The sequence below is a fragment of the Enterovibrio gelatinilyticus genome, from assembly GCF_028683095.1.
GTDB classification, from domain to species: Bacteria; Pseudomonadota; Gammaproteobacteria; order Enterobacterales; family Vibrionaceae; genus Enterovibrio; species Enterovibrio gelatinilyticus.
The window spans coordinates 87,085-101,601 of the sequence record NZ_JAJUBC010000015.1; the positions used below are offsets into that span (position 1 = coordinate 87,085).

A 14,517-nucleotide genomic window follows, 5' to 3' on the forward strand; every position below is an offset into this window, starting at 1 on the left:
CTAAACTGGCACTCAATAGGATTTAGCGGTAAGAAAAGAGTGAGACGCAAAACTCCCAAGTTAGAGGAAGTCATGACGACCCATTCAGAAAAAAACTGGAAAGAAAGCCTTTCAGATGAAGCCTATAAAGTTTGTCGTTTAGGTCACACAGAAGCGCCATATACGGGTGAACTTCTACATCAACACAAAAACGGCTCGTATCACTGTGTATGCTGCGACGCTTTGCTTTTTGAATCGAATACAAAATTTGATTCTGGCTGTGGTTGGCCCAGTTTTGATGCTGCAGTTGAAGGTGCGGTGAAATACGTGGAAGACACAGGGCATGGTATGGTTCGAATCGAGATTCGTTGTGTGAATTGTGAAAGTCATCTTGGGCATGTATTCGACGATGGTCCGACAGCGACAGGCCAGCGTTATTGTGTGAACTCGGTTGCCATGACGTTCGATGAAACAGAAGATTGAGTGAGTAAGGCTTGCTCTAAGATGTTGAGTGGAAAAAGCGTGCATATTGCACGCTTTTTTATTGTTACTCTTTGATATCTAAGAATTGTCGTTGGAGGGGAGTGCGCCTAATTGGTGCAACATATTGGCATTGAAATCTCCCCCCTCGACCGCGGAAGCAATGTCATCCGCGATGTCTGCAATTTGGTGCCTTCTCGAATCTTCCATCGGGTATAGCAATTTGAGTTGCTGTTCTTTGGCAATGGCGAGCCCCATTTCACCGCCCACTAACGCCCACATGTATGCGTGATCGAGTTTTCCGATCGAGTGATTTGCCGTGGCGAGTGATTTGATGACGTCAGGGATGGTTTTTTCTTTCGTACTGCCACCGCGCCCATCATAGAAAGCGAGTGATTTCATGAGTAAATCAATGGTGTGTAATTTGTCTTTGTCAACGTAATAAGTCGCCAGACCAAGCTGCATTTCAGGTGAATCAAGGTACTCGGTTTCTTCCAATTTTAGAAACTGCTCGAGAGCATCTTGGTCACCTTGGGTCCATCGATAATATATGATGGATGGTTGATAAGAGTTTTTGAGTTCTTGTTCTAGTCTTTCAATCTCATCATAAGCATGGAAAAGCGCTTCGGTGCGTAGGGTCTTCTTGGATTTTAGTGTGGTTGTTTCAATTTGGGCAGCAGACTCCATACACTTGGCGTATTTCTTTGTGAGCTGTAATTCGTCAAATTTATTGAGGTCAGAAGGCTTCTTAACCACATCAAAACGAAGCCAAATCAGGTCGGTTCTCTCGTGGCGACATTGGCCGTCATTGACGTTTAACTTTTCACATATTTGAGGGTAATTCTCGCAAAGCTGCGCACTACTTCGGTTGCTTTCAAAGCACCCAGACAACAGCAAGGTACTAAATGCGGCAATTGCCACTTTGACTGGAAGTGTAATATGACCTTTATTCATAATGGCTGAGGCTCTTTCGTCGCTGTCTCTCATTTATGTCGAGTGACTTATAACATAAACACCTACTATCAGTTTATCTTCATTTCTCGAGTTTTGCGTGAGTCCACAGACATAAAAAAGACCAGCATAAAAGCTGGCCTAAGTTTTTAAGAGGGTTCGTCACACAAGATCGGCACCAGTATATGTGACGGTTTCTGCATCAGTCCAAATTGTGACTTTGTCATTTGTGGCGCTGTCTATAAATACATAGGACTGTAGATCAGCCGCTTGGGTTGCATTGATTCCCATTTTTGCGAGCATTGCAGGCGTGATAAATGCGTTAACCGGAGCGGAAGCGTTATATTGCCAACGGTCACCCGTGACATCAAAGGTATCGTCGCCGTCACCGAGCCATGCAATAAATCCCTGCCAGTCACTATTGTCGGTAGCATCTGATTTGGCATCTATCTGATGGGCGTTGACTGTGATGGTTTGATCGCCACTATCACCCAACACCGACTCTATTCCTGCAATGACATTGCCAGTGACACCTGGCGTGCCTTGGTAGAGTTCACCTGTGAAATCGGCATGTGTCTCCCCAAAAACGTGCAAAGTATCGAATCCTGTTTTGGCATCGTAAATTTGCAGATTAACTTGTTGTCCGCCACTCAGCGTTTTTATTTGGCCTTGAAAGTCGTTACTGTCAAAAACAAACGTGTCGGAGTGGGTGCCGCCTTTGAGTCTGTCTTGGCCTTCTTGACCATCAAGGTAGTTATCTGCACTGAACCAACCTCCAAAGAGGTAGTCATTGCCGTCACCACCGAGCAATGTGTTGGAACCTAGATTGCCAAAGATGGTATCGTCACCGTCACCACCGTCTAAGTAGTCATTACCAGTATGGCCTCTTAGGGTGTCGTTTCCGTCGCCACCGTAGATCTTATCGTCACCTGCATTGCCTCGCAGGTCATCGTTGCCATCGCCGCCATAGATCTCGTCATCACCCGAGCCGCCGAAGACCCGATCATCGCCGCTCTCAGCACTGATGTAGTCATCCCCTTGATCGCCACGAATAAAGTCGTTACCTGTGCCAGCCCAGACTTCATCGTCGCCATCGCCGGCTCGTATGGTGTCATCACCATTTTGTCCTTCGATATAATCGTGACCGGAACCTGCTAGTAAGGTGTCATCTCCAGTTCCACCCCACAATTCGTCATCGCCAGCCCCACCTTCAAGTTTATCGTTACCATTTTGGCCATACAGCTTGTCGTCGCCAGCGCCGCCATGAAGGTGGTCTTCACCGTTTCCGCCCCATGCCGAATCGTTCCCATCGCCACCAGAGATGATGTCATGGCCGTCACCACCGACGATGTAGTCATCTCCACCTTCGCCGTAGAGCTCATCATCACCATCATAGCCATACAAGGAATCGTCACCATGGGTTGCTGTGTTGCTGTCAATTTCTTTGACTGTAATGCTGACTTTAGAAGGGGGGATGTTCGTATCGACGGAATTCAGGTCTAAGGGTGTCCACGGGAATGATGATAGATCGGTTGATGGGATGGTAAAGAAAACGAGTTTGGCGCCACCTGCCACATTAATATCTAGCGCTGATCCGCGCTCTGCAAGGTTAACGTAATTAACAATGATATCTTTGCTGATCACGTTGCCTGACGCGTCAACTATGGCATAACCAAGGCTCTTCTCTTCGGTTGACGCAAAATTAAAGTCAGAAAGAGTGACAGAAATAAATGTGTCGCTTTGAATGTCATAACTGCCATCAGGATTGGATGTTAGGCTTTGAACCTCAGAGGAAGAAGAATCACCGAAAATGATATCATCACCGTCGTAGCTGCGAAGCGTATCGTCGCCAAGAAGGCCGTAGATCTCGTCATCGCCAGCTGTACCTATTAGGTCGTCAGCTGAATTGCCGCCTGTAATGGTGGACATGATAGATTACCTTGTTGATTGGGCTTTAAATCAAAAACACTGAGCGATACTGAGCTCAAAAAGTGAGGGCAACGTGATGCCTTCACTGGATTATCAAAAAGCAGGTACCGCTATTGATGCGATTTCACTGCAACTTGATTGGGCTTGGACCTCATCGGGTGACAAATTGGCAAAACCTTTGGATTTGCTCAAGCAAGAAAGTGCGCATTCATTATAAAATCAGTACTATTAGACAAGTATATTTGCATGATGCCGAACCAAAGCATGGCAAAAGTATGTTTTGAAGCATGATGAAAGATTGGTCGTTATTTTTGAAGTTGTTGGGCGTTTTGTTTTAAATACTCTGAAATGGTATGGATTAACAGACAAATATGCTTGAAAGTCAGACAAGGAATCCGAGGAACGAAAATGGATATTGAACAGTTGTTGTCCAGCATTACCCCTGATGCTTATGAGCGTTTGAGCTACGCCGTTGAAACAGGAAAATGGCCTGAAGGGACTTCTCTTACGCAGGAGCAACGTGACCATGCCATGCAGGTTGTGATGCTTTATCAATCTCGCCACAATACGGAACCTCAGCACATGACAGTGGCTGCGGGGGGCGACATTACGTTGAAGTCAAAAGCAGCACTTAAACGTGAGTTCTCAAGCAATCAGGAAACCATTGTTCAAACAAACGTCAACAACGACTAGTACGAACGACTGATATAAAAAAACGGCATTTATGCCGTTTTTTTTGTGCCCAAAATGCTAGCTAGCATCATCTAGAAGGTTAGCGTCTAGAGGGTTAGCTCTCCGCGAAGGTCTTGTTGAAGCAAGTTGCGGACATTTTCCATTGGCAAGTCTTGGCTCAACAGATAGTGCAATTTTGCTAATGCCGCTTCTGGGGTCATGTCGTATCCGCTAAGTACCCCTGCTTCCGCCAAGGCACAGCCAGTTGCATAACCTCCCATGTTCACCTTGCCGGCGAGACACTGCGTGAGGTTGAGCACGATCACGCCACGGTTTGTGGCTTCCCTTAATAGCCCTAACAGTTCTTTGTTTTGCGGGGCGTTACCCACACCAAACGTTAACAATATCATTGCGTTAACGGGTTGTTTAAGTGCATTGCTGATCACGTCTGGCGAAATTCCTGGGTACATCATGATGATGGCAACAGGCTGCTCTGTGATGGTATGAACTTTGAATTCACCTTCTGGTTTTTTATCAATTTCAGCACCGTGAAGCTGAATGTTGATTCCAGCCTCAAGCAATGAAGGCAAGTTAGGTGATGTAAAGGCATTAAAACCATCAGCGTGAGATTTGGTGCTGCGGTTGCCGCGAAGCAATTGGTTGTTGAAGAACAGAGTCACTTCGTTAATCGGGTAGTTAGCCGCGATATGCAGAGAGTTCAATAGGTTTGCTTGCCCATCGGAGCGCAATTCTGCCAGTGGAATTTGTGATCCTGTCACGATCACAGGCTTGTCCAAATTCTCCAGCATGAATGACAACGCTGACGCGGTGTATGCCATGGTGTCGGTGCCATGCAAAATCACAAAGCCGTCATAGTTGTCATAGTTATCACGAATGTCGTCAGCAATACGCTGCCATTCTGCAGGCGTCATGTCTGCTGAATCAATCAGCGGTGCATATTCGTGAATCGTGAATTCAGGCATCTCTGGACGATGGAATTCCGGCATCTGTTTCAATTGCTGTTGCATGAAGCCAGAGACGGGAATGTAACCTTGCTCTGATTTCAGCATGCCGATCGTGCCGCCAGTGTAGGCGATATAAATGTGTTTTCTTTCCATCTTCACAAATTCAATGTTGCCGAGGTCGTGGCGGCATTATACGTACCAGAGGCGCGAAAAAAACCCCGGCGCTTGCCGGGGAGTTCTCAGTTCTCGTAATAACTGCAATTTGGACAAAGCGCGTATTGTCCATTTGGGTCATTGAAGTTATTTAAGGTGTTTATTTCGTTCACGGCGGTGTTAGCGAACTGTTGCACTATCGGTGATAGCTTCACGTTCATGCCAAGCTCAAACTTCACCATGACTTGATTGACAAAGTCATAGATGAACTGCTGCGCTGGGGTGAGTGGTTCTTCAAGCCAGTTAAGTGAATAGTCTTCAAGTTGTGCTAATTCTGCAGCCACGGCAATCGCATCATCAAAGTCACCTAACTGATCGACTAAGCCGCGCTTCATTGCGTCATAACCTGTCCAGACTCGGCCTTGCGCCACGTTATCGACATCTTCAATTGAGAGATTACGCTGGCTTGCAACAAGACCGATAAAGCGCTGGTAGCCGTTCTCAATTCCCAGTTGCATGATGTCTGACACGCCCTCTGGAAGCGCTCGTGTAACACCGACGCCGGCAAACGGGGTCGTGCCGATACCATCGTTGTAAACGCCGTATTTTGCGAGTGCATCTTCAAACGTGGTTAAAATACCAAAGATGCCAATCGAGCCGGTAATCGTGGTAGGTTGCGCGAGAATACGATTCGCGCTGGTCGAAATCCAATAACCGCCAGATGCTGCGACACTCGACATAGAAACAACAACGGGTTTACCTGCTTCTTTCAGGGCTTCTACTTCGTTGCGAATCACTTCAGAGGCAAAAGCACTACCCCCAGGGCTATCAACACGAAGCACGACCGCTTTTACTGCATCGTTGAGGCGTGCATCTCGAAGCAGTGCAGCGGTCGTGTCTCCACCCACTGTGCCTTCAGATTCAAAGCCATCGACAATAGCGCCGCTAGCAACAACAACAGCAATTTGTTCGGCTTTAGGCATATTGAACTGAAACGAAGAGTAATCGTACATGCTCACGTAGTTAAAGCTGTCCTCTCCATCACTGCCGAATTTCTCCGCAAGTTTCATGCGAATTTGTTGACGGGTTAGCAGTTCGTCCACCAAACCTAGTCGTTGAGCGAGAAGTGCAAAATCGCCGTTGGCTGCTTTTAGCTCTTCGAGCAGGGTTTCAGTATTCGGCGATAAGCGATTAGCATCAATGTCGCGATTGGAAGCAACATCTTCGACAAAAGCACCCCAAAGTTGGTTTAGCCAAACCGCGTTGGACTCTCGTGCCTCTTCTGACATTTCTGTGCGGGTATAAGGTTCAACGAAAGACTTATAGGTACCAACGCGAAATACGTGAGTGGTAATGTCTAGCTTTTCCAATAGGTCTTTAAAGTACAGATTGTAAGTCCCATAACCACGTAGCAATACGGCGCCATCAGGTGCCATGTAAATATCATCTGCGTAGCTCGCCAGATAGTACTGACTTTGGTTGTAGTGACCACCAATGGCAACAACAGGCTTACCAGTGGCCTTGAATTCATTAATGGCTTTTGCGATGTAGCGCAACTTGGTGAGGCTGGTTTCAGACATATCTGACAAGCTCAGCACCATACCGTTAATATTATCGTCCTTTGCGGCGTCGCGAATTTGTTCAACAATATCAAAGAGGACATTTTCGAACTCGACTTGCTGACCAAACAGATTGCGCGTAGCAAAATCGTAAGGATCGATTCTACGTTGCTTTTCTACGATGGGGCCTGAGATATCGAGCAACAGCGCCTGAACCGGTTGTTCAACGGGTTCTTGCTTTGCGACGTAATCGTCCGTCATGACGTAATAGATCATGACAAAAATGGCGATGAAGAGCAGGTTCAACACCAATTGACGTGCGAAACCTAAAAGCTTCCAGCACCATTTCAGAACATTTCCTAGAAATTTAAAAAGCGTTTTCATTTGTTTACCCAGCTTCTTTGCATGTCTGTAATCGTAACCAATCCTGTTTGGATAACCTAGCTTTGATTTATGTTGTAAAAATGTAAACAAACGTTTGAAACTTCTGTTTGACGGGTTTATGGTTGTCTCATCAGAATAAAAATGACGATGGAAGCGTAGATAATGAACTTGCCGTACCCTCACTTACTCGCGCCACTGGATCTTGGTTTTACGCAATTGAAGAATCGCGTACTCATGGGGTCAATGCACACAGGTCTAGAAGAATCGAACGACGGTTTTAAAAAGCTAGCAGCCTTCTATGCCGAACGGGCTAAGGGTGGTGTGGGTTTGATTGTGACTGGGGGCTTTTCACCTAACTTCCGAGGGCGTTTACATCCACTGAGTGCGCAATTTAGTAGTGGTCGCGCCGCTCGTGCTCACCGCACGATCACGGACTCTGTGCACCAACATGGTGGAAAAATCGCCTTACAATTGCTCCATGCTGGGCGTTATGCCATGCACCCTCTCGCGGTGAGTGCATCAGCCACTAAATCACCGATTTCGAAGTTTGCACCGTCAGCAATGAGTGAGCGACAAATCTTAGGCACAATAAAAGATTTCGCTAAAAGTGCTGAATTGGCCCGTGAGGCGGGTTATGACGGCATTGAAATTATGGGGTCTGAGGGATATTTGATTAATCAGTTCATCTGCGCTCGGTCAAATACCCGTTACGACGGCTGGGGTGGTAGCTACCAAAACCGTGTACGTTTTCCCATCGAGATTGTGAAAGCGGTGCGTGAGCGAGTCGGTCATGATTTCATTATTATTTTCCGCCTCTCAATGCTTGATCTGGTTGAGCAGGGGAGTACACATGACGAGGTGGTTGAACTGGCGAAAGCACTTGAAGCTGCTGGTGTGACCATTCTTAACACGGGCATTGGTTGGCACGAAGCCCGTGTGCCCACGATTGCAACACAAGTTCCGCGCGCTGCATTTAGTTGGGTAACCGAACGATTGAAAGGCGAGGTATCCATTCCTCTGGTTTCGTGTAACCGGATCAATACGCCTGACGTAGCGGAAAACATTCTGTCGAGTGGTCAGGCTGATATGGTTTCTATGGCGCGTCCATTTTTGGCTGATGCGGAATTTGTTAACAAAGCAGAGCAAGATAAAGCTGATGACATCAATACGTGCATTGCATGTAATCAGGCATGTTTAGACCATGTGTTTAAGGGTAAGCGCGCAAGCTGCTTGGTTAACCCTCAGGCATGTTACGAAACCGAGTTGGTCATTTCGCCTGCAGTGAATAAGCGACGAGTCGCCATCGTCGGCGGTGGTATGGCTGGAATGTCCTGTGCGGTGACTGCGGCTGAACGAGGCTTTGATGTGGTGCTGTTTGAGAAAAATGCCGTGCTTGGGGGGCAGTTTAATCTGGCAATGCAAATTCCCGGCAAAGAAGAGTTTCAAGAATCTATTCGTTACTTCACACGAAAAGTGTCGCAATTCAACATTGATGTAAGACTCAATCAATCTGCGGATGCTGACACCTTGAAAGAATTTGACGAAGTGGTAATTGCCACAGGCGTGAAACCGCGAATGCCTGCTATTGAAGGTATTGGCCATCCTAAAGCGATCGATTACCAAACGCTTATTCGTGATAAGCCAGAGCTGGGTGACCGCGTTGCTGTAATTGGCGCAGGTGGTATAGGCATTGATGTCGCGACCATGATTACCGAACCACAAGATCACACCTTGGAAGATTGGTTGAAAGATTGGAGTATCGACCAAAGTTTGTCTCACGAAGGTGGGCTATTACCGCAGCCACATTATGTTGCTCAACGTCAGGTTTGGTTGTTGCAACGTAAGACGGGAAAAGTGGGTAAAGGGCCAGGTAAAACAACGGGGTGGATACATCGCAAAACACTCGAGAAGCGTGGCGTCGAGCTGTTAGGTGGGGTGAGTTACGAGAAAATTGATGATGCGGGTTTGCATATTACACTAGAAGGCCAGCACCATATTCTGCCCGCCGACCATGTAATAATTTGTGCGGGGCAAGAGTCTGTGAATGAGCTCGTCGCGCAACTCGACGGGCTGGGTAAGCAAGCACACATTATCGGTGGTGCAGAAAAAGCGGGCGAACTTGATGCGAAGCGAGCTATTCGTCAAGGTGTCGAACTCGCTATCTCTTTGTAGTTTATGCTCAGTGAGTTCTTACTGTTCACTTAATCCCACATAACCCGAATGGAGTTGTTCCTTCGGGTTTGTGTTATTTTGGGTGCAACAAACGCAAATTATCGTAATCAATATTGGGGCTCTCATGGACGCATTACACTTACTGACTCAACGTCGTTCTATTCCTCGTTTATCTGCACCGGCTCCCGAAGGGGAAGCTCTGGAAAATATGCTGGCTGCTGGGCTACGAGCACCTGATCATGGTGCGCTAACCCCGTGGGAGTTTGTTGTGGCAACAGGGGAGGGCCTGGATAAGCTTTCTGCTATCTTGAAAAATGCAGCGCAAGCTGACAATGAAGAGAGCGCAGTGATAGAGAAAGCGGCGAACTCTCCTTACCGTGCCCCAATGGTTATCACTGTTATTGCTCGCACCAAGAGTCACGACAAAGTTCCTTTGATTGAACAACACATTTCAGCAGGCTGTGCAGCGCAAGCCATGCAGATGGCTGCCGTTGCTCAAGGTTTTCAAGGGTTTTGGCGAACGGGGAAATGGGCATATCATGCCGCTGTTCGCGAATCGTTTAATGTTGCTGGTGATGATCAAATCGTTGGTTTTCTTTATGTCGGCACGCCAGATTGTACGCCTGCAAATGCGCCGAAACGCGATACTAGCAAATACGTTTCCTATCTCTGATCTCGCTAGTATTCAAGCTCACAACTAACTGGATAAATATCCAGTTAGTTGTTGTTAACCCCCTTTATTTTCGCTAAATTGTCAGCAATAGATCCGTAAACTGGTTTCCCCATGGCCCGACTCTTTATTGCAGAAAAGCCCAGCCTAGGCCGCGCCATCGTTGCAGCACTGCCTAAACCTCATAAAAATCACGAAGGCTATGTTCAAGCTGCCAATGGCGACACTGTCACATGGTGTATTGGTCATCTTCTTGAGCAGGCTGAGCCTGACGCCTACGATGAAAAGTACAAGACTTGGCGATTAGACGACTTACCCATTCTTCCTGAACCTTGGATTCTCAAACCGAGAAAGTCGGCGGCAAAACAGCTGACTGTCGTGAAGAAATTGTTGAAGCAATTTGATGATATTGTTCACGCGGGTGACCCTGATAGAGAAGGTCAACTGCTGGTGGATGAGGTGTTTAGTTTTGCTAAATTGCCTGAAGCGAAGAAGCAGCGGATTCAACGCCTCTTGATCAATGATCTCAATGTATCAGCAGTGAAGAAAGCGCTGTCGGTCATGCGAAGCAACTTAGATTTCGTGCCGCTTTCGGTATCAGCCCTTGCTCGCTCTCGAGCTGATTGGCTTTATGGCATGAATATGTCACGGGCTTATACTCTGCTAGGGAAACAGGCCGGTTATCAAGGCGTCCTGTCGGTTGGACGCGTGCAAACGCCCGTACTCGGTTTAGTTGTTCGTCGCGATCGAGAGATAGCGGCATTTGTGCCAAAGCCGTTTTATCAGTTGGATGCAGTGATTCCTTATCAGGGCAATGAGATTTTCGCGCGCTGGCAACCCAGCGAATCTTGTCAGCCGTGGCAGGATGATGAGGGGCGCGTTTTATCGCGAAAGCTTGTTGAAAACGTTGCCCAGCGAGTTGCTAACCAACCCGCCACTGTGGTTGTGTCTGAACGCAAAGGAACAAGGCAAGCTCCTCCGCTTCCTTACAGTCTCTCTGCACTGCAAATCGATGCGGCCAAGCGCTTTAACATGAGCGCCGCGGATGTGTTGGCCTGCTGTCAGTCTTTGTACGAAAAACACAAGGTGATCACCTACCCACGCTCAGACAGTCGCTATTTACCAAAAGACCACCTAAAAGAAGCGTCAGCGGTGACATCGGCAATTGGTAAAACTGCCCCCTCATTGAGCGACGCAGTAAAAAATGCCAACTTGTCGCTTAAGTCAAAAGCGTGGAATGACAGCAAAGTTGAAGCGCACCATGCCATTATTCCTACGGGGAAAAGTAGCCAAGTCTTGAGTGGCAGAGAGAGAGATGTCTACGAACTGATTGCTCGCCAATATCTGATGCAATTTTATCCTTCCGCAGAGTATGTTGAAGCGAAATTGGATTTCGAGATTGCCGGAGGCATTTTTGTCGCCAAAGGAAAGCAGTTGACGCTTCCTGGGTGGCGTCAACTGCTGACACGCGATAACGCATCGCAAAAAGAAGATATTGAAAGCCAAGTTCCCGCACTGGATAAAGGAACCGTGCTGACGTGCCATCGTGGGGAAATCAAAGATTGTATGACCGAGCCGCCACGACATTTTACTGAAGCCACATTACTGCAAGCGATGACGGGCATCGCCCGTTTTGTGAAAGAGGCGGCGCTGAAAAAAATACTCAGAGATACGGATGGACTCGGTACAGAAGCGACGCGTGCCGGTATTCTCGAGTTGTTATTTAAGCGAGGTTTGCTCTCTCGTGAAGGAAAGCAAATTAGGGCGACTGCGTCAGCATGTGGCCTTATTGATGCGTTACCTGAAAAATCAGCGTATCCCGATATGACGGCGCATTGGGAAAGACAGCTTCAAGATATGGCAGATAAAAAAGGGACATATCAGCCCTTTATGGCGGCATTGGAGTCGGAGCTGGTGGATTTGATGGCATCGGTAAGAAAAGGCCCAGTGCCGGACAGCTTGCGCTCGCTACCTTCACAGCCAAATCCGTTCAAAAAACGAAAAGGTAGCGGAGCGTCTAAACGTAAACGTTATAAAACAAAAGCCTGATTTTTACCGCTACTTTTAGCTTCGTAAAGCGCCACATCAGCATCAATGAATAATTGTTGCTGATTGTTGGGTTTGTCAGGAATACAGGTTTTCCCTCCCGCGCTGATAGTGACATAGGGTGCGATGGGCGAGGCACCATGAGGGATTTGTAGTGAAGAGACAGCCTTTAATGCTCGCTCTGCAACGGTTTTTGATTCCGCTTTGGTAATACCAGGAAGCAAGAATACAAATTCTTCACCGCCAAATCGCGCGAGGGTAGCACCGGCTCGTCGCTCAACGTGACTCAAGGCTTCAGCCACTTGAGCGAGGCACTTGTCACCTAACGCGTGGCCGTACATGTCGTTATATTGTTTGAAATGGTCAATATCAACGATCAATATGGTCAGAGGCGTTTGGTAGCGCATGGCTCTTCGCCACTCTTCTTCGAGCTTTTCATCAAGCATGCGACGGTTTGGGATTTTAGTCAGGCTGTCTTCACGAGAGATTTGATTAAGGCGACGATTGACTTCTTCTAGCTGCGCGGTACGGTCGGCGACGCGCTGCTCTAGCGATTGATTGAGAGACTTCAGTTGGTCTTGAGCATGTCGCTGGATCAAATGTTGTGACATGGTCACGCCAAGCAATTTCAAGAGCTCGCAATGGTAGCTTTTCAACGGTGTTCCCGTGATAAGGTTATCGCAGGCAATCCACCCAATTGGCTCATCCCCATCCCACAATGAAATGGTCGCGTTCCAGCCTGTACCGACCTCTTTGTTGTCGTGGAAAAGAGGAACATCTTCGTTGATGGTTATGTGCTGTTTTTTATCGAGCGTTGTTTTTGCATGATAGTGTTCGTAGATCGCGGTGCAATACCACTGCTCATTCGTCACTGTTCCATGGATATCAGTGCCGTACGTCCCACGCATCAACCCGGTATGGGTGTTGATAAGAAATATGGCCATTCGGTCGAAATCAAGCGCGTGAATACACTCATAAACTGCAGTGTGGAGCATGTTGTCGAGAGAGTGTGAATGCCACAGGCGTAGCGAGATTTTGTGCAAAATATGTAGCTGTTCTAACAACCCTTTTTGCGAACTCACTTCTTGAATGCGTTTCTCTTCTGTTTTTTGGTGCTGCGTCCTTTCCAACAAAAAGGCTTGTTGTTGAAGGTGACTATCCAATGCGCCGGAGAGCAACAGTGACAGCATCTCGCAGGCATGAGGGTCAGCCGGAAAAGAAAACGGCGTGGTCAAAATCAGGGCACCATAAGAACCGCCCCTAATCTTTAATGGTATCAGTTGATAGGAAAGGTCGTCATTAGCACTCGTGTTCTTGAGCGTTGAGAGTCGAGCCAGTAGATCGATATCGCGATTGCATGCCGGCGCCATTGGCGTGAATAGCTGAAAGTGTTTTGGCTTGATATCAGCTAATTGTAACCATTCGTCTTGCTGCTCGTCACGAATGATCAGTTGACAGCGTGCATCAGGAAACTGCGTAGTGAACGCATGCCCAAGTGCAAGACAGAAATCATTTATATCTTTCTGAGGACAAATAGCTTGCCCTACCGTGAGGCAGAATGCGTAATCCAGAGCAATCATGCTCTACGACTCCCTATATAACTGACGAAAACGTGATTTTGGTTCTATTCTTTTTCGGCAGTATGACAGTAAATTTACTGATAACTGTCTGAATTTATATCATCTTCGACAGACGTCACAAGTGACCATTGTAGGTTGTGATGGGGATAAAATGTTTTTTCCAGATGCACTGGCTGCCCGTTGTACGCTGGAAGGTTCACGAGATAAAGCTATGAACTATAGGCAAAAATACAGCCAACCAATGTCATCAAGAATAAGAACCATTTAAGAGTATTAGGATTAGCTTTAATAGCAAACTTAACCGCCAACCAAGCGCCGACCATGGAGCCGATCGCGAGCAATAGACCAGGCAGCCAAAGAATCAGATCGTGCCAGATGAAAATGACAAGAGACACTGACGTGAAGGCGAGCGTACAAACGAGTTTGAGGGCATTCCCTCGCACTAAATCATAACGCAATGTCCCACAGAGAGCGGCAAGTAACACAAAACCAACGCCGGCTTGAACAAATCCGCCATAGAAACCTGCAATGAGTAATCCAATCCAAGATGAAGGCGTGTCTTTGACTAAACGAAAAGGTTCATCAGCTTGCGGGCTCACGAGGCTAGGCTTGATGAGCATGATGAATGCCATCAACAGCATGGTGCCAAGAAGTAGAGGTTTAATGATGCTTGAGGGAAGCCAAGCCGCCGCTATCGCACCCGTTGCGCCGCCAATGAATGTTGGAATGAGAATGGCCACGAGGTCAGTACTTTCAAGGCGCTTATGGTGGCGAAACCCCGCAACGCCAGACACGCTTTGCATGAGTACACCAACGCGATTTGTCGCATTGGCGACTTCAGCGGGCATACCAAGCACAATAAGGGCGGGTATGGTGAGGTTTGACCCTCCACCAGCAAGTGTGTTGATGATGCCAGCAACAAAGCCAAGTACGATCAGTAGTGCGCCAAACTCGATAGAGACGTCCATTTCGCCATC

At 47.5% G+C, this 14,517-nt stretch carries 12 protein-coding genes; 6 read left to right on the forward strand and 6 right to left on the reverse strand.

From position 1 onward, the window contains the following. Positions 1 to 72: 72 nt before the first annotated feature. Complete coding sequence (msrB, locus tag LRP50_RS14155; protein ID WP_274165114.1) at positions 73 to 462, forward strand: peptide-methionine (R)-S-oxide reductase MsrB; 390 nt, start codon at positions 73 to 75, stop codon at positions 460 to 462. A gap of 78 nt (positions 463 to 540) precedes the next feature. On the opposite strand, the gene LRP50_RS14160 is transcribed toward msrB, so the two are convergent. Together LRP50_RS14160 and LRP50_RS14165 are read right to left on the reverse strand one after the other, a co-directional pair. Further along, positions 541 to 1,413, reverse strand: a complete 873-nt coding sequence (locus tag LRP50_RS14160) for a DUF2989 domain-containing protein (protein WP_274165115.1) — start codon at positions 1,411 to 1,413, stop codon at positions 541 to 543. Between the two features lie 159 nt (positions 1,414 to 1,572). Continuing rightward, on the reverse strand, positions 1,573 to 3,339 hold the full coding sequence (locus tag LRP50_RS14165) for a calcium-binding protein (protein ID WP_274165116.1): 1,767 nt from the start codon (positions 3,337 to 3,339) through the stop codon (positions 1,573 to 1,575). Positions 3,340 to 3,415: 76 nt separating this feature from the next. Here LRP50_RS14165 and LRP50_RS14170 point away from each other — a divergent pair, with 76 nt between their 5' ends. Together LRP50_RS14170 and LRP50_RS14175 are read left to right on the forward strand one after the other, a co-directional pair. Continuing rightward, on the forward strand, positions 3,416 to 3,556 hold the full coding sequence (locus LRP50_RS14170; RefSeq protein ID WP_274165117.1) for a hypothetical protein: 141 nt from the start codon (positions 3,416 to 3,418) through the stop codon (positions 3,554 to 3,556). 191 nt (positions 3,557 to 3,747) lie between these two features. Next, on the forward strand, positions 3,748 to 4,032 hold the full coding sequence (locus tag LRP50_RS14175) for a YeaC family protein (protein WP_274165118.1): 285 nt from the start codon (positions 3,748 to 3,750) through the stop codon (positions 4,030 to 4,032). Positions 4,033 to 4,118: 86 nt separating this feature from the next. Here LRP50_RS14175 and ansA read toward each other — a convergent pair whose 3' ends face one another. Continuing rightward, positions 4,119 to 5,129, reverse strand: coding sequence for an asparaginase (ansA, locus tag LRP50_RS14180; protein ID WP_274165119.1), 1,011 nt, complete (start codon positions 5,127 to 5,129; stop codon positions 4,119 to 4,121). Positions 5,130 to 5,215: 86 nt separating this feature from the next. Continuing rightward, positions 5,216 to 7,072 (reverse strand): signal peptide peptidase SppA, encoded by a 1,857-nt coding sequence (gene sppA, locus LRP50_RS14185; protein WP_274165120.1) that lies wholly within the window; start codon positions 7,070 to 7,072, stop codon positions 5,216 to 5,218. Positions 7,073 to 7,234: 162 nt separating this feature from the next. Between sppA and LRP50_RS14190 the strand changes: the two genes are divergently transcribed. From LRP50_RS14190 to LRP50_RS14200, 3 genes are all read left to right on the forward strand, one after another. Then, positions 7,235 to 9,244, forward strand: coding sequence for an NADPH-dependent 2,4-dienoyl-CoA reductase (locus LRP50_RS14190; protein ID WP_274165121.1), 2,010 nt, complete (start codon positions 7,235 to 7,237; stop codon positions 9,242 to 9,244). A gap of 124 nt (positions 9,245 to 9,368) precedes the next feature. Next, positions 9,369 to 9,917, forward strand: coding sequence for an NAD(P)H nitroreductase (locus LRP50_RS14195; RefSeq protein ID WP_274165122.1), 549 nt, complete (start codon positions 9,369 to 9,371; stop codon positions 9,915 to 9,917). A gap of 111 nt (positions 9,918 to 10,028) precedes the next feature. Next, a complete protein-coding gene (locus tag LRP50_RS14200) occupies positions 10,029 to 11,963 on the forward strand; it encodes a DNA topoisomerase III (protein ID WP_274165123.1) in 1,935 nt (644 codons plus the stop codon). Here the strand turns inward: LRP50_RS14200 and LRP50_RS14205 are convergent. Both LRP50_RS14205 and LRP50_RS14210 read right to left on the reverse strand, forming a co-directional pair. Beyond that, positions 11,945 to 13,540 (reverse strand): diguanylate cyclase, encoded by a 1,596-nt coding sequence (locus tag LRP50_RS14205; RefSeq protein ID WP_274165124.1) that lies wholly within the window; start codon positions 13,538 to 13,540, stop codon positions 11,945 to 11,947. The genes LRP50_RS14200 and LRP50_RS14205 overlap by 19 nt on opposite strands. A 209-nt stretch (positions 13,541 to 13,749) precedes the next feature. Continuing rightward, positions 13,750 to 14,508 carry a sulfite exporter TauE/SafE family protein gene (locus LRP50_RS14210; protein ID WP_274165125.1) on the reverse strand — a complete coding sequence of 253 codons (759 nt, stop codon included), beginning with the start codon at positions 14,506 to 14,508 and terminating at the stop codon, positions 13,750 to 13,752. Positions 14,509 to 14,517: the final 9 nt, after the last annotated feature.